This window comes from Flexivirga sp. YIM B11880, assembly GCF_058148645.1.
Map to the genome: position 1 here is coordinate 812,944 of NZ_JBMAMH010000001.1, position 21,496 is coordinate 834,439.

Annotated in this window: 22 protein-coding genes; 13 read left to right on the forward strand and 9 right to left on the reverse strand. The window is 69.2% G+C overall.

Translation table 11 applies throughout. The features are described from left to right. The first annotated feature begins 28 nt into the window (after positions 1-28). The 6 genes from ACN8HC_RS03775 to ACN8HC_RS03800 are packed head-to-tail and all read left to right on the forward strand — an operon-like array spanning position 29 to position 6,356. Positions 29-439, forward strand: a complete 411-nt coding sequence (locus ACN8HC_RS03775) for a hypothetical protein (protein WP_490073524.1) — start codon at positions 29-31, stop codon at positions 437-439. 12 nt (positions 440-451) lie between these two features. After that, complete coding sequence (locus ACN8HC_RS03780; protein WP_490073525.1) at positions 452-919, forward strand: hypothetical protein; 468 nt, start codon at positions 452-454, stop codon at positions 917-919. Between the two features lie 4 nt (positions 920-923). Next, complete coding sequence (locus ACN8HC_RS03785; protein WP_490073526.1) at positions 924-1,676, forward strand: gluconate 2-dehydrogenase subunit 3 family protein; 753 nt, start codon at positions 924-926, stop codon at positions 1,674-1,676. Then, a complete protein-coding gene (locus tag ACN8HC_RS03790) occupies positions 1,673-3,379 on the forward strand; it encodes a GMC family oxidoreductase (RefSeq protein WP_490073527.1) in 1,707 nt (568 codons plus the stop codon). Before ACN8HC_RS03785 ends, ACN8HC_RS03790 begins: the two co-directional genes overlap by 4 nt. A gap of 51 nt (positions 3,380-3,430) precedes the next feature. Then, a complete protein-coding gene (locus ACN8HC_RS03795; RefSeq protein WP_490073528.1) occupies positions 3,431-5,245 on the forward strand; it encodes a thiamine pyrophosphate-requiring protein in 1,815 nt (604 codons plus the stop codon). Further along, positions 5,238-6,356 (forward strand): enolase C-terminal domain-like protein, encoded by a 1,119-nt coding sequence (locus ACN8HC_RS03800; RefSeq protein ID WP_490073529.1) that lies wholly within the window; start codon positions 5,238-5,240, stop codon positions 6,354-6,356. Before ACN8HC_RS03795 ends, ACN8HC_RS03800 begins: the two co-directional genes overlap by 8 nt. A gap of 5 nt (positions 6,357-6,361) precedes the next feature. Here ACN8HC_RS03800 and ACN8HC_RS03805 read toward each other — a convergent pair whose 3' ends face one another. From ACN8HC_RS03805 to ACN8HC_RS03815, 3 genes are all read right to left on the reverse strand, one after another. Then, entirely contained in the window at positions 6,362-7,636 is a 1,275-nt protein-coding gene (locus ACN8HC_RS03805) for an aminoacyl--tRNA ligase-related protein (RefSeq protein WP_490073530.1), read from the reverse strand. A gap of 187 nt (positions 7,637-7,823) precedes the next feature. Further along, positions 7,824-8,138, reverse strand: coding sequence for a hypothetical protein (locus ACN8HC_RS03810; RefSeq protein WP_490073531.1), 315 nt, complete (start codon positions 8,136-8,138; stop codon positions 7,824-7,826). A gap of 31 nt (positions 8,139-8,169) precedes the next feature. After that, positions 8,170-9,207 carry an OmpA family protein gene (locus tag ACN8HC_RS03815; RefSeq protein ID WP_490073532.1) on the reverse strand — a complete coding sequence of 346 codons (1,038 nt, stop codon included), beginning with the start codon at positions 9,205-9,207 and terminating at the stop codon, positions 8,170-8,172. Between the two features lie 92 nt (positions 9,208-9,299). Between ACN8HC_RS03815 and ACN8HC_RS03820 the strand changes: the two genes are divergently transcribed. Then, positions 9,300-9,767 (forward strand): PPOX class F420-dependent oxidoreductase, encoded by a 468-nt coding sequence (locus ACN8HC_RS03820; RefSeq protein WP_490073533.1) that lies wholly within the window; start codon positions 9,300-9,302, stop codon positions 9,765-9,767. Positions 9,768-9,840: 73 nt separating this feature from the next. On the opposite strand, the gene ACN8HC_RS03825 is transcribed toward ACN8HC_RS03820, so the two are convergent. The 3 genes from ACN8HC_RS03825 to ACN8HC_RS03835 all read right to left on the reverse strand — a co-directional run bounded on the left by ACN8HC_RS03825 (position 9,841) and on the right by ACN8HC_RS03835 (position 13,622). Next, on the reverse strand, positions 9,841-11,475 hold the full coding sequence (locus ACN8HC_RS03825) for a DHA2 family efflux MFS transporter permease subunit (protein WP_490073534.1): 1,635 nt from the start codon (positions 11,473-11,475) through the stop codon (positions 9,841-9,843). Between the two features lie 177 nt (positions 11,476-11,652). Beyond that, positions 11,653-12,216 carry a dienelactone hydrolase family protein gene (locus ACN8HC_RS03830; RefSeq protein ID WP_490073535.1) on the reverse strand — a complete coding sequence of 188 codons (564 nt, stop codon included), beginning with the start codon at positions 12,214-12,216 and terminating at the stop codon, positions 11,653-11,655. Further along, positions 12,213-13,622 carry an MFS transporter gene (locus ACN8HC_RS03835; RefSeq protein WP_490073536.1) on the reverse strand — a complete coding sequence of 470 codons (1,410 nt, stop codon included), beginning with the start codon at positions 13,620-13,622 and terminating at the stop codon, positions 12,213-12,215. Before ACN8HC_RS03835 ends, ACN8HC_RS03830 begins: the two co-directional genes overlap by 4 nt. A gap of 38 nt (positions 13,623-13,660) precedes the next feature. On the opposite strand from ACN8HC_RS03835, the gene ACN8HC_RS03840 reads away from it, so the two are divergent. Next, positions 13,661-14,083, forward strand: a complete 423-nt coding sequence (locus ACN8HC_RS03840; protein ID WP_490073537.1) for a hypothetical protein — start codon at positions 13,661-13,663, stop codon at positions 14,081-14,083. Positions 14,084-14,167: 84 nt separating this feature from the next. Here the strand turns inward: ACN8HC_RS03840 and ACN8HC_RS03845 are convergent, their stop codons facing one another. After that, a complete protein-coding gene (locus ACN8HC_RS03845) occupies positions 14,168-15,190 on the reverse strand; it encodes an ATP-dependent 6-phosphofructokinase (RefSeq protein ID WP_490073538.1) in 1,023 nt (340 codons plus the stop codon). A 39-nt stretch (positions 15,191-15,229) separates the two neighbouring features. Here ACN8HC_RS03845 and ACN8HC_RS03850 point away from each other — a divergent pair, with 39 nt between their 5' ends. The 3 genes from ACN8HC_RS03850 (at position 15,230) to ACN8HC_RS03860 (ending at position 17,398) form a co-directional block, all read left to right on the forward strand. After that, on the forward strand, positions 15,230-15,832 hold the full coding sequence (locus ACN8HC_RS03850; RefSeq protein ID WP_490073539.1) for an 8-oxo-dGTP diphosphatase: 603 nt from the start codon (positions 15,230-15,232) through the stop codon (positions 15,830-15,832). 119 nt (positions 15,833-15,951) lie between these two features. Next, on the forward strand, positions 15,952-16,776 hold the full coding sequence (locus tag ACN8HC_RS03855) for an alpha/beta fold hydrolase (RefSeq protein WP_490073540.1): 825 nt from the start codon (positions 15,952-15,954) through the stop codon (positions 16,774-16,776). A 136-nt stretch (positions 16,777-16,912) separates the two neighbouring features. Next, a complete protein-coding gene (locus tag ACN8HC_RS03860) occupies positions 16,913-17,398 on the forward strand; it encodes an OsmC family protein (protein WP_490073541.1) in 486 nt (161 codons plus the stop codon). A gap of 164 nt (positions 17,399-17,562) precedes the next feature. Here the strand turns inward: ACN8HC_RS03860 and ACN8HC_RS03865 are convergent, their stop codons facing one another. Next, positions 17,563-18,024: a rhodanese-like domain-containing protein gene (locus ACN8HC_RS03865; RefSeq protein WP_490073542.1), complete on the reverse strand. Its 462-nt coding sequence runs from the start codon at positions 18,022-18,024 to the stop codon at positions 17,563-17,565. Positions 18,025-18,265: 241 nt separating this feature from the next. Here ACN8HC_RS03865 and ACN8HC_RS03870 point away from each other — a divergent pair, with 241 nt between their 5' ends. Further along, positions 18,266-19,657: a glucose-6-phosphate dehydrogenase gene (locus ACN8HC_RS03870; RefSeq protein WP_490073543.1), complete on the forward strand. Its 1,392-nt coding sequence runs from the start codon at positions 18,266-18,268 to the stop codon at positions 19,655-19,657. 21 nt (positions 19,658-19,678) lie between these two features. Then, positions 19,679-20,224 (forward strand): DUF4190 domain-containing protein, encoded by a 546-nt coding sequence (locus ACN8HC_RS03875; protein ID WP_490073544.1) that lies wholly within the window; start codon positions 19,679-19,681, stop codon positions 20,222-20,224. A 4-nt stretch (positions 20,225-20,228) separates the two neighbouring features. On the opposite strand, the gene ACN8HC_RS03880 is transcribed toward ACN8HC_RS03875, so the two are convergent. Next, positions 20,229-21,380, reverse strand: a complete 1,152-nt coding sequence (locus ACN8HC_RS03880) for a geranylgeranyl reductase family protein (RefSeq protein ID WP_490073545.1) — start codon at positions 21,378-21,380, stop codon at positions 20,229-20,231. Between the last annotated feature and the right edge of the window lie 116 nt (positions 21,381-21,496).

Sequence of the window (21,496 nt, forward strand, 5' to 3'; positions counted from 1 at the left end):
TCGCCGGGCAGGTGGGTAGAGGCCTCGCGTGTCCTGGGTGAGTGATGTGCCGCGCCGACTGCGGCCGAGTCGTCCCGGCCAGGGCGAAGTGGCCCTGTCCGTACTGAAGGCGAGCTGCGGTATGGCGGTGGCCTGCCGCCACTCGCTGCTCGATCGATTGCAGGGCGGCCGGATGGTGGTCCAGGGGGCGGCCGAGTTGTGGTGCGGCGGCGTGGGCCGGTCCGGTGACGCGGTGGCGGATCCGAGCACGATCTACACGGTGTCCGCAGCGGTCGACGGGCTGCACGGCATCTCGATGCTCGTGCTCGCCGCACTGCCCGGGTGGCGTCGGCACGCCGGGGCGTCCGCGGTTCTCGCGCTGCTCCTGGCGGCGGGGGACCTGGTGGTGGCACAGGCCGCACGACCGACGGTGGGTGCTCACCGCGGTGCAGATCGCTGATGGAGGTATGAGATGTCCTTGTTCCGCATGGGTCCCGGCGAGCCCGGAGTGGTCCATCTGATCGACCGCGCCGTTGCCAACGTCGAGCACGGCCGGTTCGAGCGCTCGTTGTCCGGGCTGACCGCGGTCGCGGCCCTCGTGACGACCGCGGAGGTCTACTTCGAGCACTACAAGGCCGGCTTCGGCAACAAGTGGATGTGGTCGCCGATCCTGGTGACGCCACCGGTCGTCGTGGCCGGGGTCGCCGGAGTGTTCAGCAAGAAGTGGGCGAAAACCGCGCTGCCGGTGACCGCCGCCGCCTACACCCTGAACGGCCTGGCGGGCGAGTACTTCCACGCCCGGGGCGTCTCGCGCAAACCCGGCGGGTGGAAGCTCGCGTCATACAACGTGCCGATGGGGCCGCCGATCGCCGCGCCCGGGCTGATGTGCATCGTCGGCGGGATGGGTCTGCTCGCGGCGATCCTGCGCCGGGAAAAGTGACGTGATGGCGGATCGGATCGACAAGGACAAGGGCCAACACCTCCCGCACCTGCGTTCCAACGGCGAGCCGCCACCGGCCTCCTGGCTGCCGCGGCAGCGGCGCGGCATCACGCCCCAGATGATCGGGCGCTACCCGGACTACGACGTGCTGGACAACGCCGACAACTGGGACGACGCCACCCGCCGGGTGGTGCTGGCCAGGCTGGAGCCGCCCGGGCCAGTGCGCTTCTTCGCGCCGTCCGAGGAGGCGACCCTGCGCGCCTTCTGCGACGTCACCACCGGGCAGGACGGCGACCCGCGGGTGCCGGTCGCCGAGACGGTCGACGGCTATCTCGCTGACCATCAACTGGACGGATACCAGTACGCCGACATGCCACCCGACGAGGAGACCTGGCACCGGGTGCTCGCCGGCCTCGACGAGTCGGCGCAGGACCGGTTCGAGTCGCCGTTCGCGCAGTGCCAGCGGCCGCAGCAGGAAGAACTCGTCGCGAAACTCGCCGACGGTGACCTCTCCGGCGGCTCCTGGGACGGGCTGAACGTCGGGCGTGCCTGGTCGGTGTGCATGCGCTCGATCCTGTCCGGGTTCTACTCGCATCCCTGGGCGTGGAACGAGATCGGCTTCGGCGGGCCGGCATACCCGCACGGCTACATGCGCACCGGACCGCTGAGCACCACCGAGCCCTACGAGAGCCCGGGCGCGACGGGTGAGGACCCGGTCGAGACGGTGAAGAAGGAACCGGAGGTCTTTCCCGGATGAGTTTCCGCAACCTGCTGAAGGGTTCGATCGGCCCGAAGGACAACGACTCTCGGTACTTGCTCGACGTCCACTCCCGGGCGCTGCCCGGCCGGCGGACGATGCGGCAATACCGCGACGACGATGAAGTGGACCTAGTGATCGTGGGCGCCGGCGCCGGTGGCTCGGTGCTGGCCCAGCGGCTGGCCCGGCAAGGCTGGCGGATCGTGGTGATCGAGGCCGGACCGTTCTGGGACCCGGACGAGGACTGGGTCTCCGATGAGGCCGGCGCACACGACCTCTACTGGACCAGCAAACGGATCATCGGCGGCAAGGACCCGATCGAGCTGGGCAAGAACAACTCCGGCCGGGGCGTCGGCGGGTCGATGGTCCACTACGCCGGTTACACGCCGCGGTTCCACCCGTCCGACTTCGAGACGTTCAGCCGTGACGGTGTCGGCGCGGACTGGCCGCTCAGCTACGAGGAGCTGCGCCCGCACTACGAGCAGGTCGAGCGGGAGCTGCCGGTCGCCGGGCAGGACTGGCCATGGGGACACCCGCACAGCTACCCCTTCAGCCCGCATCCGGTGTCGGAGGCGGCCAACGTCATCTGGCGCGGCGCGAACAAGCTCGGCATCCGGATGCGGGTGGGACCGGTCGGCATCGTCAACGGCACCTTCGGCAACCGCCCGCACTGCATCTACCGCGGCTACTGCCTGCAGGGGTGCAAGGTCAACGCCAAGGCCAGCCCGTTGGTCACCCATCTGCCGGACGCGTTGGCACACGGCGTCGAGATCCGCCCGGACTGTATGGCGTCCCGCGTCGAGCTGGACGAGACCGGCCGGGCCCGCGGCGTCGTCTATCTCTCCCAGCCGGGAGGGCCGGAGCGCCTGCAGCGCGCGAAGTTCGTTGCGGTTGCTGGATACTCGATCGAGACGCCCAGGTTGCTGCTCGCCTCGGCGTCGTCCCGGTTCCCGGACGGCCTCTGCAACGATCACGACCTGGTCGGCCGTTACGTCATGGTGCAGGGCGCGACGCAGACCGCCGGCCGGTGGCCGGAGGAGTTGCGCATGTACAAGGCGCCGCCGCCCCAGGTGTCCAGCGAGGACTTCTACGAGACCAACCAGACGCGCGGATTCGCCCGGGGCTTCTCGATCCAGACGGTGTCCCCGCTGCCGATCGGCTGGGCCGAGCACGTGCTCGCGCACGGTCACTGGGGGCGGGCGATGCGTGAATACATGCGCGACTACAACCACTGGTCGACGGTGGGCGTGCTCAACGAGCTGATCGCCGACCCGGACAACCGGGTGACCCTGGCCGACGAGGTCGACGGCTACGGCCTGCGCGTGGCGCGGATGGACTACAGCCTGACCGACAACGACAAGGCCAACATGGACTACTCGACCAAGGTGATCGGGGACATCCTCGAAGCCGGCGGCGCACAGGACGTGCTGACCATCCATCGCTACGCGCACCTGATCGGCGGCGCCCGGATGGGCAGTTCGCCGGAGACCAGCGTGGTCGACGCCAGCCAGCGGTCCTGGGCGGTGCCCAACCTCTTCCTCGCCGACGGGTCGGTGTGTCCCACGCAGGGCGCCGCCAACCCGGCGCTCACCATCATGGCCCTCGCCTCCCGCCTCGCTGAGCGTATGGCGGACGGCTCGGCGATGTCGGACGATCCGGAGCAGCGGGCCGGTGGGGTGCGAGCCCGGCAGCCCGTCGGGTAGGCGGCCCGCCATACGACATCGAACTGCACTGCGGAACAAGGAGATTGGAACATGAGCGACACTGTCAGCGATTTCGTCATCGACCGCCTGATCGAGTGGGATCTGCATCAGTTCTACGGCTTCCCGGGGGACGGCATCGGCGGCTTCGACGGCGCCCTCGAGCGGGGGGAGCGGGACGGCAAGGCGTTCCGCTACATCCGCCCGACGCACGAGGAGATCGCGGCGTTCATGGCCTCCGCGCACGCGAAATTCACCGGCGAGGTCGGTGTCTGCATCGCCACCTCCGGTCCGGGTGCGATCCATCTGCTCAACGGCCTCTACGACGCCAAGATGGACAACCAGCCGGTGGTCGCGATCGTCGGGCAGCAGGGTCGGGTCTCGTTCGGCAGCGACACCCAGCAGCAGGTGAACCTCGAGCGCGTCTTCCAGGACGTGGCCGGCTATGTGCAGACAGTCATCACGCCGATGCAGGCGCAGCTGGTCGTCGACCGCGCCGTGCGCATCGCGTCGTCGCAGCGCTGCCCCACCGTCGTCATCCTGCCGGCCGACGTGCAGAACCTGCCGATGGAGAAGCCGGCTCCCGAGCACTGGGTGTCGCGCACCGGCATCGGGCACGGGAGCAATGCGGTGACGCCACCGGAGGACGAACTCCGCCGGGCGGCAGAGGTGCTCAACTCCGGGACGAAGGTGGCCATGATGGTCGGGCAGGGCGCCCGGGGTGCCACCGACGAGGTGATCGCCGTCGCCGAGAAGCTCGGCGCGGGCATCGCGACCGCACTGCTCGGCAAGGACGTGGTCCCCGGCGATCTGCCGTACCACACCCAGCAGCTCGGCCTGCTCGGCTCGAAGGCGAGCTACGACATGATGCAGGACTGCGACACGCTGCTGATGATCGGCACCAACTATCCGTATGCCGAATTCCTGCCCAAGACCGGCCAGGCCCGTGGCGTCCAGATCGACCTGTCACCACGGCATCTGAGCCTGCGCTACCCGATGGAGGTCAACCTCGGCGGCGACGCCAAGGCGACGCTCGCCGCGCTGCTGCCGTTGCTGCAGCAGAAGGACGACCGCAGCTGGCAGGAGCAGATCATCGAGAACATGAAGGACTGGGAGGAGGTGGTGCGGGAGGAGGCCGAGGCGGAGGCCGACCCGATCAACCCCCGCTACGTCTACCTCGAGCTGAACAAGCGGCTGCCGCACAACGCGATCGTCACCGCCGATGCCGGATCCACCGCGGACTGGTACGGACATCACATCAAGCTCGGTCGGGACGCGAGCGGCAACCTGTCCGGCATGCTCGCCTCGATGCTGGCCGCGATGCCGTATGCCGAGGCCGCCAAGTTCGCCCATCCGGAGCGGCCGGTCATCTGCACCATCGGCGACGGCGCTTTCCAGATGCTCGGCATGAACGAGATGATCACAATCAAGCGCCACTGGAAGTCCTGGAACAACCCGCAGTTCATCGTGCTGATCCTGAACAACGGTGATCTGAACCAGGTCTCGTGGGAGATGCGGGAGGCAGGTGACCCGCGCTACGACACCTCGCAGCTGGTGGAGCGCATCGACTACGCCGGCTACGCCAAGCTGCTGGGTTTTGAGGGGATCACCGTCGAGCGACCGGAGGACGTGCCCGGCGCCTGGGACAGGGCGTTCGCCGCCGACCGGCCGGTGGTGCTGGACGTGCACACCGACCCCAACGTGCCGCCGCTGCCGGCGCACGTCTCCCTCAAGCAGGCCAAGGGTTTCCTGGAGGCGATGCGCAAGGGAGATCCGGCCGAGGCCTCGGTCATCCGCGATTCGATGCGCGCCGTCGGAGCGGAGCTGAAGGCCGGCGTCAAGAACGCGCTGGGTCAGGACGATGACTGATCAATCCGGCTCCGGTCGCGCGGTCCCGGTCGAGAGCATCGACGTCTCGGTTTACCGATTCCCCACGGACGCACCGGAATCCGACGGCACCTTCGCCTGGGACGCCACGACGATGGTGATCGTGCAGGTGCACGGCGGCGGGCACACCGGCATCGGCTACACGTATGCCGGGCCTGCCGTCGCCACCGTCATCCGCAACACCTTGACCGACGTCGTGTGCGGTCGCGACGCCATCACACCGGTGGCGTCGTGGGCGGCCATGCAGCACCAGGTCCGCAACATCGGCAAACCCGGCGTCGCCGCCGAGGCCATCGCCGCCGTCGACATCGCGCTGTGGGATCTCTACGCCACCCTGATCGGGCAGTCGCTCTCGGTGGCCGCCGGTGCAGTCCACCAGGGCGTGCCGGTCTACGGCAGCGGCGGCTTCACGTCATACGACGACGAGCAGCTGGCCGACCAGCTCAGCGGCTGGGTGGAGGCCGGGATCCCGCGGGTCAAGATCAAGGTGGGGCGGGACCCGGATCGCGACGAGCACCGAGTTCAGCTGTCGCGCAACGCGATCGGCCCGGACACCGAGCTGTACGTCGACGCCAACGGCGCCCACCAGCGCAAGCAGGCCCTGGCCTGGGCGCAGCGCTTCGCCGAGTATGACGTGCGCTGGTTCGAGGAGCCGGTCAGCTCCGACGACCTGGAGGGTCTGCGGCTCATCCGCGATCGCGGACCGGCCGGGATGGACATCGCGGCCGGCGAGTACGGCTACGACCTGCCCTACTTCCATCACATGCTGGAGGCCGGCGCGGTGGACTGCCTGCAGGCGGATGCCACCCGCTGCCTCGGCGTGAGCGGCATCCTGCGCGTCGCGGCGCTCGTCGATGCGCGCAGCATCGACCTGTCACTGCACTGCGCACCGCAGGTCAGCGCGCACGTCGGCACCACGATCTGGCATCTGCGTCATCTGGAGTACTTCCACGACCACGCACGGATCGAGCGGCTGGTCTTCGACGGTGTGCTGCAACCGGACTCGCACGGCGTGCTGGTCCCGGACCGCGGGCGGCCCGGGCTGGGCGTCACCCTCCGCGAGCAGGACATCACCGACTACCGCATCGACTGACGAGCTCATCTACCCCACGCCGGGGCTGACCGGGCGGCATACGCTTCGGCGAGCAGCTCGACCGCGATGTCGCGCGGCAGGGAGCCCCGCCAACCGGTCGCTGCATCGGTCAGTTGCACTGTGCCATCTGCGATCTCGGTCTCGCCGAGGACGCCGAACGCGTAGTCCCGCCGTGCCCGACTGCCCCGGATCCGGCTGCCCAGCGACCCGGTGACATCGAGTTCGGCACGCAGGCCACGAGCGATGAGCACATCCACGAACTCCCGCGCGACGGCATCCGCCGACTCGGCCACGGGCAGCACACGCAGCTGGACAGGATTGAGCCACAAGGGCATTCGCCCGTCATACCGCTCGAGCAGCGCTGCAGTGACGCGCTCCATCGAGCCGACGGTCCCGCGGTGGATCATCACCACGAGGTGGCTCTCCCCGTCGGCGCCGTCATACCGGAGGTCGAAACGCTCCGGTTGCGCGAAGTCCAGCTGCACGGTAGCGATGGTTTCCTCCTGGCCGTTGCCGTCGACGACCTGCAGGTCGAGTTTCGGACCGTAGAACGCCGCCTCACCGACCGCCTCGACGAGTGAGAGGCCGTGGGCCGCCAGGTCGACGACGGCCGCTGCCTGACGCAGCGCGTCGCTCGCTTCGTCCCACAGCTCTGGTGCGCCGAGGTAGCCGGCGCTGTTGTCGCGCAACGAGAGCCGGACGTAGTCGACCGGCATCCCGAGGACCTGCTGTGCGTGGAGTGCCGAGCGCAGTGCGCTCGCGGCCTCCTCTGCGACCTGGTCGGGGCGGCAGAAGACGTGGGTGTCGTCCAGGCTGATCTGCCGCACCCGGGTGAGTCCGGAGACGACACCGGATCGCTCGGCGCGGAACATCGGGGCGAGTTCGTTCAGCCGGATCGGCAGCTCACGGTAGGAGTGCGCCCGCGCGGCATAGACCATCGCGTGGTGCGGGCAGTTGGCCGGCCGCAGCACCAGCTGGTCCGCGGGCGGCTCGTCGCCCAACGCCATGGGCGGAAACATGTCGTCGGCGAATTTGGCCCAGTGGCCGGACTTCTCGAAGAGCGCGCGCTTTCCGAGCACCGGGGTGTGCACACCGACGCAGCCGTCGGCGCGGGCGATGTCGCGGGCCAGCCGCTCGAGCTCGTCGCGGATGACCGAGCCGGCCGGAAGCCACAGCGGCAGGCCGGAGCCGACGAGCGGGTCGGTGGCGTAGACCTCCAGATCCCGGCCCAGCCTGTGGTGGTCCGGTGCTGAATGCGGTGTGGAGTCAAGCGATTCCATGATGTCCTCGGGTTCAGGGTCCCGGACCGCCCCGGCAGGCAAACGCCCCGGAGACGACTCCGGGGCGTTGTGGGCGGGTGGTTCAGCGCAGCACAGCGGGGCCGGAGGGATCCGGCGTCGTCGTGCGCTGCGCGTCATACATCGTGGTCAGCGTAGCGGGCGGTCCACGCCGTGCGCACGCGAGATTTCAGCCGCGGTCCGCCACGAGGTATGACGCGGCGCCGCTGACCGCTGCCGCGACGAAGACCGACGGCCACGCGCCGATCTTCTTCGCGAGCGGGTGCGACGCACCGAACGACCCGAGGTAGAGGGCGCTCAGCGCCGCCGTGCCGACCGGTCCGGACTTGGCTAGCCAGGTGCGGCCGGCATATGCCCCGGCGGCGGCGAGCACGACACCGCCGAGCGGACGGATGCCGGTCTCCCGGGCGGCGATGAAACCGCCGACCAGCCCGAGGGCTGCGACGGGTGCGGATTGAACGTCGGTTGCGTTGCGAAGACCCATGCTTTCGACCATAGGCCGGACGGCTGAGCGGTCAGTTGTTGGCCCAGGAGATCGTGACGCGCCGGTTCTTCGCGCGGCCTGCCGGCTTGTCCGAGCCGTCCGGCTCGGTGTTGGCGGCCACCGGCTTGGTCTCGCCGTTGCTCGAGACCGTCAGCTTCACCCCGGGCAGGTCGTGCCGCAGCTGCGCGGCGACGGCGTCGGCCCGCTGCCGGCCGAGCTTGAGGTTGAAGGCGGCACTGCCCGTGGAGTCGGTGTTGCCGACCACGGCGATGGTCTTGCCGTCGACGTGCGACCGGATCGACTTCGCGGTGTGGTCGACGACCTGTTTGCCGGCCGTGGTGACGGTGGCGCTGCCGTAGGCGAAGAGCACGTCGGCGTTGAGCTCGACGGTGGAGGTGTTGCCGACGTTGCAGACCACGTAGCGTCCGGCGAGCCGGCCGCCGGCGGGTGGCTTGCCGACGACGGTCTTCTTGCCGGTCTTGTCGACGTAGAACAGGCCGCTCGTGGAGGCGGCGCCTCTGGTGCCGTTTGAGCCCACGAACTGCAGGCCCTGCTTGGTGGCGCACGTCACCGAGCCGTCCGGCAGCACCCCGATCACGCCGGAGGAGTCGGCAATCACGCCGGCGCCCTCGGTGTCGACCGTGGAGGGCTTGCCGTCCGCGGACAGCCAGGTCGCCCGGGTCGGCGTCAGCGTGAGGGTGCCCTTGGCGGTGGTCGTCTTCGCGTGTCGCAGGTCGCTGATCGGCGCACCGGTGTCCACGCTGTAGCGGATGCCGTTGTTGTAGACGAAGGTGATCGTGCTGCCCTCGGCATACCACCCGCCGTTGCTGGTCAGCGTGCCGGCGCTGGACCCACCGTCCGGGCCGCCCACGGCCGCAGCGGAACTCGATGCGGCGGCGGTGGACGAACTCGCCGTGCCGGTCGACGTCGCTGCGCCGGTGTTCGTCGACGAGGATGTGGCGGACCCGGTGGCGATCGTCGGCCCTTCGTCCTGCTGGTTGCACGCCGACAGCATCGTCGCGGCCACCAGCACCGCACCGGCCGCCGTGACCGACTTCGATCGCTTCATCTCCGCTGATCCTTCCGCTCGCAGGGTGCGAACGGTATGACGCGGCGCGTCCGCGATCCGCTCCACACCCGGCCGCGCCATACGATCGAACCATGTCACCACGCATCGCCACTGCCCAGCGCGTCGGCCGTGCCGAGCTGCTGGACTTCGTCCGTAGCCGGCACCGGGCCACGCTCGTCACCCGCAAACGCAGCGGCGGACTGCAGTTGTCGCTGGTCACCTGCGGCGTCGGACCGGACGGGTCCGTGCTCATCTCGACCTACCCGCAGCGCGCGAAGGTCGCGAACATCCGTCATACCGCTGAGGTTTCGATGCTGATCCAGTCCGACGACTGGGACGACGCCTACGTCCAGCTGGACGGCACCGCCACCGTGATCGACGGCGAGGACGCGGTCGAGCCGCTGGTCGATTACTTCCGGTGCATCTCGGGAGAGCACCCGGACTGGGCCGAATACCGTCAGGCGATGCGCGACCAGGGCAAGGCGCTGATCAGCGTGACGATCACCGGCTGGGGGCCGATCGCCACCGGCGGTTTCCCGCCCGAGGTCGCCCAGCGCTGATCGAGCGCACCGCCCGCATGGAGAGGACCCCGAAGTCCACCTGGACTTCGGGGTCCTGTCGATCAGCAGAAGGTCAGTGCATCATGACCGGCGCGACGTCCTCCTCGGCGGCCTCCGGCAGCGGCTTCCGCGGCAGCATCAGCGCCGGCACGATCGTCAGCAGGCACAGGATCGCGGCGACCCAGAAGGTGTTGCCGAAGGCGTGTCCACCGGCGTTCTGCGCCTCCTTGAGCACTGGCGCGAAGATCTCCATCGCCTGCTTGGGGTGCGCCGCCAGGTCGGGCAGCTTGGCGGCGACCGACGGGAAGTGCTGACTGAGGTAGGTCATCTGGTCCGGGCTCAACTTCGGCGTGCTGTGCGAACTCTTCTGCTCGCCGAGCGACTGCGCGATGCCGACGGCCTTGGAGCCCTTCAGATGGTTGGTCAGCACCGTCGAGAGCACCGCGACACCGACCGAGGAGCCGATCTGCTGGATGATGTTGATCAGCGTCGATCCTCGCGCGACCTCGTGGTGCTTCAAGGTCTTCAGCGCCGACGTCATGATCGGCATCATGGTGGCGCCCATGCCGAGGCCCATGATGAACAGCACCGGAATGATGTAGCCCCAGTAGCTGCTGTGCCCGTCGATCTGCGTCATGGCGAACATGCCGCCGATGATCAGCACCAGCCCGACCGGCACGATGCGGCCGACCGGGAACTTGTCGGCCAGCGCGCCGGCGATCGGCATGGTCAGCATGGCGCCGATGCCTTGCGGGGCGACCAGCAGGCCGGCGTGCAGGGTGGACTCGCCGCGGATCTGCTGGAAGTAGGTCGGCACCAGCAAGAGCCCGCCGAAGAACGCCGCCACGAAGAGGAACATCGTGATCGTCGACAGCGACAGCAGGCGGTTCTTGAAGAGCCGCAGGTCGAGCAGCGGGTGCTCGGGCCGGAAGGTGTGGAAGACGAACGCGATGATCAGCGCGATGCCGATGACGGCGGGGATGATCACCTTGGCCGAGCCGATGCCGTCCGACGGGATCGACGAGACGCCGTAGAGGAAGAGCGCGAGGCCGGGCGACATCATCAGCATGCCGACGAAGTCGAAGGACTCCGACGGGGTGGGCCTGTCGTTCTCGAGCGCGAACCACGCGTAGGTGAGCGCGATGATGCCGATCGGCAGGTTGATCAGGAAGATCCAGTGCCAGCTGGCGTGCTCGATGAGGTAGCCGCCGATGATCGGGCCGAGGATCGGGCCGAGCAGCATCGGGACGCCGAGAATCGCCATCAGCCGGCCCATCCGCTTGGGACCGGCGGCGTGGGTCATGATCGTCATACCGAGCGGCATCAGCATGCCGCCGCCGAGGCCCTGCAGCACGCGGAAGCCGATCAGCATGCCGATGGACTGCGCGAGCGCGCAGAGCGCCGAGCCGAGGGTGAAGAGCACGATCGCCAGCATGTAGAGGCGCTTGGTGCCGAACCGGTCAGCGGCCCAGCCGGTCAGCGGGATCACCGTGGCGAGGGACAGCGTGTATGCCGTGACGGTCCACGCGACGGTCGAGTAGGCCACGGGCTGGCCGCCCGAACCGAAGACGTTCTGGAAGGTCGGCAACGCGACGTTGACGACTGTGATGTCGAGGATCGACATGATGGCGCCGAGGACGACGACACCGGCGACCTTCAGCACCGCCCCGTCGATGTGCTCTGGGTACTCGGGTGCGGTCTGCGACACGCTCCCCCTCCTTCAAAACGTGATGGTCTCGTCAGCCTCGCGGCTGGGGTGCGGCCGCAAATGTGAGGTGGCTGATCGATGCACTCCGGATAAGAAAAGTGCAGCGCTTCAGGCTAACTCTCAGCACTGACACATGCCAATCAATAACGGAGGCTTCCTCCGGTGGCTTGCCGTCGCTCAGCGGGCGAGCAGGGCGGCGATGCGTTGGACGGTCGCCGCTGTTGCTTCGGCGTCACCGTCGGGCAGGTCCGGGTCGGTGAACAGATGCCCCTTGCCGGGTGTCACGAAATCCTCGAAGGCCGCCCCGGATGCGCGGACCGCGCCGGCCAGCGCCTCCAGGTCCGCCTCGTCGACGAAGGGGTCCTCGGCATACCGATGCACCTGCACCGGCTGGCCGCTCCATGCACCGCCACGGGGCGCCGCGACGCTGTGCATCAGGATGACGGCACGCGCCTCGGGGCGGTCGGCGGCGAGCCGCTGCGCGAAGGCCGCGCCGAGCGAGAACCCGGCCAGCACCGTGTCCGCCGGCAACCTGTCGACCACCGGTCGCAGGCCGGCGAGCAGTTTCGCCGGCCCGACGTCGTCCCGGTGGGAGAGTCCGGCACAGGTGTCGTCGAAGACGTGCCCGCCGTAGTAGTCCGGTGTCACGACCTGGTGGCCGTGCTCCCGTAAGGCGTCGGCGAACCGGGTGACCGCCGGACGCAGGCCGAATGCCGAGTGGAGGAGCAGGATGGTGGTCATGTGCCGGTGCCTCCTTCGGGCTCGAGGACTCCGGCAGCATTCTCGTCCTTCGCCGGCGGTGCCGCACCCAGCAGCACGGCGATCAGCCCGCCGACGACCATCACGATGCCGACCAGCCAGAGGCCGGTCTTCTCGGTGCCGGTCCCGTCCTTGAGCCAGCCGGTGAAGTAGGGCGCGAAGAAGCCGGCCGAGTTGCCGACCGAGTTGATCAGCGCGATGCCGCTGGCTGCGGCGGCACCGGACAGGAAGTTGGTCGGCAGCGCCCAGAAGGTCGGCAGCGCGCACATGATGCCGGCCGCGCAGATCGTGACCGCCACCATCGCCGCGAACGGGCTCCCCAGATAGAGCGTGATCGGTATGGCGATGCCGCCCACGATCGTCGGTCCCGCCACGTGCCAGACGCGTTCGCCGGTGCGGTCGCCGTGCAGCGCCCACGGGATCATCACGATCGCGCCGACGACATACGGGACGGCATTGATCAGCCCGCGCTGGACGATCGAGTAATCGGTGCCGTACTGCTGCGCGAAGCCGGAGATGATCGTGGGCAGGAAGAAGCCGAGCGCGTAGAGGCCGTAGACGACCCCGAAGTACACGAACGCCAGCGCCCACACCCGCGGGCGGCTCAGCGACTGCCAGACGGTGACCTGGTAGGCGCGGCTGCGGCCCAGCTGCTCGGCGTCGAGCGTGCGCTGCAGTGCGTCGCGTTCGGCGGCGGGCATCCACAGCGCGCTCTCCGGCCGGTCGGTCAGGAAGAACCACGTGACGATGCCGAGCAGGATGGCGGGCACGCCCTCGAGCAGGAACATCACCCGCCAGCCGTCCAGCCCGAGCCAGCCGTGTGCGTGGTCGATCAACAGCGACGAGATCGGGGTCCCGATCGCGCTGGACAGTGGCACCGCAACCATGAAAAGCGCTGTCATCCGGGCGCGCTCGCGTTGCGGGAACCAGAACGTCAGGTAGAGCACGATGCCGGGGAAGAAGCCCGCCTCGGCGATGCCGAGCAGGAAGCGCAGCAGGTAGAGCGTGCCGGCGTTGGGCACGAAGGTGATCGCGGCCGCGACGATGCCCCAGGTCACCAGGATGCGCGCGATCCAGCGGCGTGCGCCGAACTTGTGCAGCGCCATGTTGCTCGGCACCTCCAGCAGGAGGTAACCGGCGAAGAAGATGCCGGACGCGAAGCCGAACATCGAGCCGGTGAGGTGCAGATCGGCGTTCATGCCGTTGGGACCCGCGAAGCCGATGTTGGTGCGGTCCAGATAGTTGATGAAGTAGAGCAGGGCGACGAACGGGACCAGCCGGCGGACCGAGCGACGCACCGCGCTGCGGAGCGCGGGGTCGTTCTGGTCCGGTGCCGCGTCGGCGAGGTGCTTGGTGAGATCGGGTCCTCCAGCGCGCCACTGCGTCATGTCCTCAAACGTATCGGCTCACGCGGTAGAACTGTGGGGTGGACGACACACAGGTCTGGCATGTGAGAGACGGCGAACTCGTTGGGGATCGCCCGGATTCGTGGGTCTATGTATGGCAGCTGCCCGACAGCGTCGACCAGCGGGCGAATATCGTCTACCTGGGTACGACCGGGATGCCGCCGGCGCTGCGGACGTGGCTGCACCTGCACTCCAAGGACAAGGAGGTCGGCCGGGTCCGTAAGCGCTTCCCAAGGATTGCCACCGAACCGGCGGACGTCTACGCCTTCCCCGTGCCGCCGGGCATGCCGCGGCCCGAGGTGAAGCATGCGCTGGTGCACGCGCTCGCCGATGCCGGACTCCTCGCGCCGGAGTACGTCGGGCCGCCGCTCGAGGGCGCGGTGAACGTGTCCGACGCCGTCGCGTCATACGTGGCCGAACTCGTCGCCGCGCTGACGGCGTAACGAGAGGTTATGGTCGCCCCGCGGTAGGCCGCGGTGGCCGAGTAGGCGAGCCCCCAAGGGCGAGCCGTATCGAGGTCCCGTGCCCTACCCGAAGAGAATCGCGGCCTCGTCCCAGCGCTCGCGGGGGACCGTCTTGAGCACGGTCGTCGCGGAGTGCAGGTCGACCAGCTCGATGCTGGTGCCGATCAGCGAAACCATGTTGCCCCAACGCTTTTCGACCACAGCGTCGACGGCGGCGGTGCCGAAGCGGGTCGCCAGGACCCGGTCGTATGCCGAGGGGACGCCGCCGCGCTGCAGGTGTCCGAGCGTGGCCGCACGCGTCTCGATGCCGGTGCGTTCCTCGATCTCCGGCGCCAGTCGTTCGCCGATGCCGCCGAGCCGCGGTCGCCCGAACGCGTCCAGCCCGCGCGGCGCGTGGAGGTGCTCGTCACCGGAGGGGGCGAACCCTTCGGCGACGACGATGACCGGCGCGCGACCGCGGTCGCGGGCCTGCTCGACCCAGCCGCAGATCTCCTCGATCGACACCTCGACCTCGGGGACGAGGATCGCGTGCGCACCCGCGGCGATGCCGGCGTGCAGGGCGATCCAGCCGACGTGCCGGCCCATGACCTCCACGACCATGCAGCGGTGGTGCGACTCGGCGGTGGTGCGGAGCCGGTCGATCGACTCGGTCGCCACGGACACTGCGGTGTCGAAGCCGAACGTGTAATCCGTTGCGGACAGGTCGTTGTCGATCGTCTTGGGCACGCCGACGACGGGGATGCCCTCGTCGGCCAGCCGCCGAGCGGCGGTGAGGGTGCCCTCGCCGCCGATGGCGATGAGGCCCGTCATACCCCGCGACTGCATGACCTTGCGGATTTGCTCGACGCCGCCGTGCTCGAACGGATTGGTGCGCGAGGTGCCCAGGATCGTGCCGCCGGCGCGCGAGATGCCGCGCACGTCATACCGCGGCAACGGCGCGATGTCGTCCTCGACGAGGCCGCGCCAGCCGTCCCGGATGCCGAGGAACGACACGTTGTGGATGCGGTCGCCCTTGATCACTGCCCCGCGGATCACCGCGTTGAGCCCGGGGCAGTCACCACCGCTGGTCAGGATTCCGATGCTCACGAGGTCCATGGTGGTCGGTCGGGACGGTGCGGCGTGCGGATGTCCACGATGTTGTCCGACGACGAGACGCAAATCACAGCCCGGCGACGACGCGGGGAAGGCCGGTGCGCCGGCGTGCGGTCCGGCGCGGCATGCTGGCCGGTGATGATGACACCGATGTGCCTGGTCTTCCTGCTGCGTGACACCGGCCCCGCGCAGGAGGTGCTGCTCGGGCTGAAGCAACGCGGTTTCGGCACCGGTCGCATCGTCGGCATCGGCGGGCACGTCGAGCCGGGGGAGACCGACGCGGAGGCCGCGGTGCGGGAGACCTTCGAGGAGACCGGCCTGGTGGTCACGCCCGCTGACCTGTATGACGCGGGGCGCGTCGTCTTCCACTTCCCGGCGACGCCGGGCACCGACATGGCGGTGCAGCTCTACCGCGCCACCCGGTGGACCGGTGAGCTGACCGCGTCCGACGAGCTGGACCCGCAGTGGCACCCGGTGGCCGCGCTGCCGACCGGCCGGATGTGGGACGACTCGCGGATCTGGCTGCCGCACGTGCTGCGGGGCGAGCTGATCGACGCGGACATCACCTACGACGACGCCGGCGGCGCGGTCGCGCAGGTGTCGATGACGGTCCTGCGGAGTGCGGCGCTGCCGTGACGCCCGCCGCACGCCGGCGGTGGGTAACCTGGGACGGACCTGTCCGCGCGTCGAGGCGCCATACAGGTCCCACATGACACTCCACAGGTCCCGTGACCCGGCCGGCGAGACGAGGTGCAATGAGTTCCATTGATTACACACGGGCGGGGTCCGGTGATCCACTGGTGCTCATCCACGGCATCGGCCACCAGCGGTCCGCGTGGGGGGACACCTTCGAGCTGCTCGCACGTGACTTCGACGTCATCGCGATCGACCTGCCCGGTTTCGGCCGGTCGCCGGCGCCGGCACGGCCGCACAGCTACCGGATGGACAGCTACGTCGACCAGCTCGAGGACCTCTTCACACACCTGGGGCTGGACCGGCCGCACGTGGCGGGCAACTCACTCGGCGGCATGTTCGCGCTGGAGCTCGCCGCTCGCGGCTCGGTGACGACGGCCACCGCCATCTCGCCCGCTGGCTTTTGGGGACCGCTCGGGCTGGTCAACGCGGTCGCGAACCTGTCGACGATGAAGGTGTCCGCGCACGCGCCGCGCCCGCTGCTCAAGCTCTTCTCCCACAGCAAGGCGCTGCGCAAGGCCACCCTGCGGGCGCTCTACGCGCATCCGGAGAAGGTCCCCGGTCACATCGCGTATGACGACGCCCTCAACCTGCGCACCTCGCCGGGCTTCTTGCCGGTCGCCTGGCACGCCACGCGCACTCGCTACCGGCGGCAGCCACTGGTGCCTGTCACGATCGCCTGGGGGACCAAGGACCGGTTGTTGCCGCCGTCGCAGGCGGTTGCGGCGCGCCGGCAGCTCCCGATGGTCTCCCACCTGACGCTGCCCGACTGCGGCCACGTGCCGATGATCGACAACCCGGAGCTGGTGGCCGGCGCCATCGTGCAGACCGTCGTCCAGGCCGCGGACCGTGCCGGGCAGCCGCTGCTGCACTTCACCGGGGCCTGAGCTCGCCTTCGCGTCGAGTGGCACAGGAAACGCCGAGTGGCACAGCAGCAGGTGTGCCACTCGACGGTGAGTGTGCCAGTCGGCATTCGGCGCACCTACTGGACCATGCCCGACAGCGCGACCGAGAATGAGCGGCGTGACCGAGGACCACTCCTACCGCACGACGTTGACCTGGTCGGGCTCGACCGCTGTGGGGTATGACGCCTACCCGCGCGAGCACCACGTCGCTCCCGATGGGCTGAGCCCGCTGCCGATGTCGTCCGACCCGCACTTCCGCGGTGACCCGGCATTGGTCAATCCGGAGCAGTTGCTGGTGATCGCGGCGAGCAGCTGCCAGCTGTTGTCCTTCCTTGCGGTGGCGGCGCGTGCTCGGCTCGACGTGCTGGATTATCTCGATGACGCCAAAGGCGTAATGCCCCAGGCCAATTCGCCGATGTGGATCGCCCGCATCGAGTTGCGGCCGGTGGTCACCCTCGCCCCCGGCAGCCGGCTCGACCAGCTCGAGCGGTTGACCAGGGTCGCGCACCAGGAGTGCTTCATTGCCAACTCACTGCGCTCGGAGATCGCGATCGACGCACGCTTCGTCATTGACGGCGAGACGGTTGCCACCGCCCACGTCTGACACGGAGACCCGCCACCCCTCCTTGCCGAAAGGCTCAGAAAAGTTCGACAGGCTCAGAAAATCGGCCTGCCGACGCCCGGGTTTTCTAGGCCTCTCGGCGGTTTCTGAGCCTCTCGGGTGAGGGGTGCCTGGGCGGGGACCCGGACGCGCGGTGTCGACCAGGCTCAGGCGGCGACGGGCAGCCCGAGTGAGCGCCAGGCGGTGAAGCCGCCGATCACGTCGGTCGCATGACGAACGCCCAGCGATGCCAAGACATGTGCGGCATCGGCCGAGGCTCGGCCCTCCTGGCAGACGACGACGACCCGCAGCTCGGAGGACGCGATCGGCAACCGTTCGGCGCTGCGCGGGTCCAGCCGCGCGCGAAGCGCTGCGTGCTCGATCGCCAACGGTGTCAACGATGCCGGCAGCTGTCCCTCGGCGCGGCGTTGCGCCGGCGGTCGTATGTCGACCAGCGTCGCCCGGCCCCACAGTGCTTCCTGGAAGGCCGCGCGTGGGCTGAGCCGCGGGCGAACGCCTCGCCCAGCGGCTCCGCTCCACACCGGCCGGGTGGAGGCGAAGAGCTCTGATTGCCACGTCATTTCGCTGGCCGCAACGGTGCGGGTGAGCGGCGAACTGGTCGGTGTCATGGTGATCCTTGGCAGCTGTCTGGTGAATCGCGTGATCCGAGAACGGAATTCGTCCGGTTCGACGGTGGAGGTCGAGGTCAGGAGACCAGACAGCGACGCATGGCCCCGCGGCGCAGTGGCCGGCTGGAATCACGTGTCATGATGCGTTGCATAACGTCAGGTTACCGGACTGAGAAAACCGCGGCAACCTGCGAAGTCCGCATGCCGAACAGCCCACTGCCCCCGTGCCATGCTCTGACCCATGCCCGCAGACGATTCCGTGACCCTGCTCATCCTCGGTGCCGGTGGAGACCTCACCCGCCGGTTGCTGCTGCCCGGTGTCGGCAGTCTGCTGAAGGTCGAACCTGCGCGGAAGGTGACGATCGTCGGCGCGGACCGCACCGACCTGAGCGATGCCGACTGGAAGAAGCGGGTCGAGGACGCTTTCGCCGACGTCCCGGTGCCCGCTCGTCCGACGCGGTCGGTGCTCTCCCGCACGCGCTATCAGCGCACGAATGTGCTCGACGCCAGCGAGCTCGCCGACCTGATCGGCTCGCTCACCGGCCCGCTGGTGATCTACTTCGCCCTGCCCCCGGTCGTCTCGATCGGTGTCTGCAAGCTGCTGGAGGACATCGACCTGCCGGCCGACACGCGGCTCGCGCTGGAGAAGCCGTTCGGTTCCGACGAGAAGACCGCGCAGGCCTTCAACGAGCAGTTGCACCGGGTCGTCCCGGAGGAGCGGATCTTCCGCGTCGACCATTTCCTCGGCCAGTCGACGGTGCTCAATCTCATCGGCCTGCGTTTCGCGAATCGGATCCTCCAGCCGGTCTGGAGCGCCGAGCACATCGAGCGGGTCGAGATCATCTACGACGAGGATCTCGCGCTCGAGGGCCGCGCCGGCTACTACGACGGCGCCGGCGCGCTCAAGGACATGCTGCAGTCGCACCTGCTGCAGGTGCTCGCCGTCTTCGCGATGGAGTCGGTCGCCGAGCTCACCGCCACGGAGGTGCAGGACCAGAAGTCGCAGGTGCTGCGCTCGACGCACCTGTGGGGCAACAGCCCCAAGCGGTCCAGCAAGCGTGCCCGTTACACCGCGGGATCACTGGGACGGCGCAAGATTCCGGCATACATCAAGGAAAAGGGTGTCGACGCGAGTCGCGGCACTGAGACGCTCGCCCAGGTGCAGGTCGAGGTGCGCAACAACCGCTGGGCGGGCATCCCGTTCACGCTGCGCAGCGGCAAGGCGCTCGGCACGCCACGCAAGCAGGTCGTCGCCTACTTCCGCCCGGTCCCGCACGTGCCCGACGGCTTCGAGAACAACGCCGAGCCCGACAAGCTGATCATCGACCTGAAGCCGGGCGCCGTGTCGTTCGTGCTGACGATGAACGCCGAGGGCAGCCCGATGGAGCTGGAGCAGAAGGAGTTGCGCGCCGAGCTCGCGCCGGGCTGGATGCTCCCCTACGGCGAGGTGCTCCGCGAGATCCTGGACGGTGACAGCATGTTGTCGGTGCGCGGCGATGCGGCCGAGTCCTGTTGGCGAATCATGGATCCCGTCCTCAAGGCATGGAAGGCCGACAAGGTGCCGATGGAGGAATACCCCGCCGGGTCGAGCGGTCCGGACGGCTGGTTGCCCGAGGACTCGGTGGTCGGCTAGCGCGCACGTACGATTGGCCGCATGTCTGATCCGTATGGCGGGGCACCCGGCGACCGCGGTTTTCATGAGCAGGAGACACGGACTCAGCCGGCGGTCGATCCGTATGCCCCGCCGTCGTCCGGCTCCGCCAATCCCTACCCGGGGAGCCAGCCGGCACACGGCCAGCAGGGGTACGGCCAGCCCGGTTTCGGGCAGCAGCCGTACGGCCAGCAGGGGTATGGCCAGCCCGGTTACGGGCAGCACCCGTACGGCCAGCAGCCCTACGGCCAGCCGCCGTACAACCCCTACGGCGCCTACCAACCGCAGCCGAGCAACGGCATGGCCATCGCGTCCTTCGTCACCAGCCTCGCGGGCACGTTCGTGCTGTGCGGGGTCTCGGGCATCGTCGGCATCATCCTGGGCGTCATTGCCCTGCGGCGGTCCAAGACCATGCAGGACGCCGGCCGAGGTATGGCGATCGCCGGCATCGTGATCGGCGTCGTGCAACTGGTCCTGGTCCTGGCGTTCGCCATCTTCCTCATCGCGGTGAGTGCGCACGACGGCTCGTCGGGCGGCACCAGCGTCTGAGAGATCACCAGCGGTTCATCGCCGCCAGCGCGAGCCGCACCGACGGGTGCCGCACGACGCCGCCGAGCGTCGTGTCGCCGCGCGTGATCCCGGTGAAGACGCGCCAGCCCGGGCGGGTCCGCAGCATGGTGTGGAACGCCAACGGGTGGCGTTCGAACGCGCGCAGGGTGCGCTCGCCGGCGCGCAGCTCCGCGCCGAGTTCGTCCCCCACCTGCCGGGTGTATGACGCCAGCCCCTCCCGCGCAGTCAGGAGGCCTGCCGCCACTCGCGCGGCACACGCTCCGGCGATCCGGCCGGACCGCACGGCATACGAAATGCCCTCTCGCGTCCACGGCTCGAGCAGCCCCGCGGCGTCCCCGGCGACCAGCACCCGACCCACCCCCAGCGGTGAGTCCGCCGCGCGGCAGCGCGTCAGATGACCCGACTCGCGCACCACGCGCAGGTGCGAAAGCCGCTGGCGAACAATGAGATCGGCGAGGTACTGCCTGGTCTCGGCGGGACGTCCCTTCGCCATGATGACCCCGACGGTGAGCACGTCGCGCTTGGGGAAGACCCATGCATAGGAGCCGGGCGTCGGTCCCCAGTCGAGGTGCACCCGGCCGGCCCACTCGTGCCCGGCGGCCGCGTCCGGGGCGAGCTCGACCTCGAGGCCCAGGTCGGTGTGGCGCAGCAGAACCCCGGCATACCGGCCGATCCGGCTCGCCGCCCCGTCGGCGCCGACCACCGCGCGGGCTCGCACCTCACCGCGGGAAGTGGTGACGCAGACCGACTCGTCGTCCTCGGTGATCCCCGTGACCGTCACGCCGGTGTGCACCTGGGCGCCGGCCTCCTGGGCGGTGCGCAGCAGTGCGGCGTCGAAGTCGGCGCGGTTGACCAGGCTGAGGATGCGCTCGTTGCTGCTCCGCTCGAACGCGGCGCGACCGTGCAGGGTGAAGGACGCGCGGGTGATCTCCTGCTGGACGGGCACGCTCAGGCCGTCCGGCAACGACGCGAGCGCCGGACCGATCAGCCCACCGCCGCACGTCTTGTAGCGCGGGAACTCCGCACGATCGAGCACCAGGGTGCGTGCTCCCGCGTTCGCGGCACGGTGCGCGGCGCTGCTCCCGCTGGGGCCGGCGCCGACGACGAGCACGTCATACACCTCGGGCTGGGTCACGCTGCCCGATGCTAGCCAGGGCCGGTCAGGCCGGTGATCTACCCTGGCGGTCCGCGCTGGCGACCGAAGTGACCCACGAGTAACTTGGACTGGAACCGCCCCCGAACCGGCAAGCC

Excerpts from the sequence above, each read along its gene's own strand:
- ACN8HC_RS03810 (WP_490073531.1), bottom strand. The coding sequence starts at position 8,138 with ATGGGTCTTCGCAACGCAACCGACGTTCAATCCGCACCCGTCGCAGCC.
- ACN8HC_RS03875 (WP_490073544.1), top strand. The coding sequence starts at position 19,679 with ATGTCTGATCCGTATGGCGGGGCACCCGGCGACCGCGGTTTTCATGAG.
- ACN8HC_RS03815 (WP_490073532.1), bottom strand. The coding sequence starts at position 9,207 with ATGAAGCGATCGAAGTCGGTCACGGCGGCCGGTGCGGTGCTGGTGGCC.
- ACN8HC_RS03870 (WP_490073543.1), top strand. The coding sequence starts at position 18,266 with ATGCCCGCAGACGATTCCGTGACCCTGCTCATCCTCGGTGCCGGTGGA.
- ACN8HC_RS03800 (WP_490073529.1), top strand. The coding sequence starts at position 5,238 with ATGACTGATCAATCCGGCTCCGGTCGCGCGGTCCCGGTCGAGAGCATC.
- ACN8HC_RS03850 (WP_490073539.1), top strand. The coding sequence starts at position 15,230 with ATGTCCACGATGTTGTCCGACGACGAGACGCAAATCACAGCCCGGCGA.
- ACN8HC_RS03805 (WP_490073530.1), bottom strand. The coding sequence starts at position 7,636 with ATGGAATCGCTTGACTCCACACCGCATTCAGCACCGGACCACCACAGG.
- ACN8HC_RS03855 (WP_490073540.1), top strand. The coding sequence starts at position 15,952 with ATGAGTTCCATTGATTACACACGGGCGGGGTCCGGTGATCCACTGGTG.
- ACN8HC_RS03820 (WP_490073533.1), top strand. The coding sequence starts at position 9,300 with ATGTCACCACGCATCGCCACTGCCCAGCGCGTCGGCCGTGCCGAGCTG.
- ACN8HC_RS03830 (WP_490073535.1), bottom strand. The coding sequence starts at position 12,216 with ATGACCACCATCCTGCTCCTCCACTCGGCATTCGGCCTGCGTCCGGCG.
- ACN8HC_RS03835 (WP_490073536.1), bottom strand. The coding sequence starts at position 13,622 with ATGACGCAGTGGCGCGCTGGAGGACCCGATCTCACCAAGCACCTCGCC.
- ACN8HC_RS03865 (WP_490073542.1), bottom strand. The coding sequence starts at position 18,024 with ATGACACCGACCAGTTCGCCGCTCACCCGCACCGTTGCGGCCAGCGAA.
- ACN8HC_RS03785 (WP_490073526.1), top strand. The coding sequence starts at position 924 with ATGGCGGATCGGATCGACAAGGACAAGGGCCAACACCTCCCGCACCTG.
- ACN8HC_RS03780 (WP_490073525.1), top strand. The coding sequence starts at position 452 with ATGTCCTTGTTCCGCATGGGTCCCGGCGAGCCCGGAGTGGTCCATCTG.
- ACN8HC_RS03790 (WP_490073527.1), top strand. The coding sequence starts at position 1,673 with ATGAGTTTCCGCAACCTGCTGAAGGGTTCGATCGGCCCGAAGGACAAC.
- ACN8HC_RS03795 (WP_490073528.1), top strand. The coding sequence starts at position 3,431 with ATGAGCGACACTGTCAGCGATTTCGTCATCGACCGCCTGATCGAGTGG.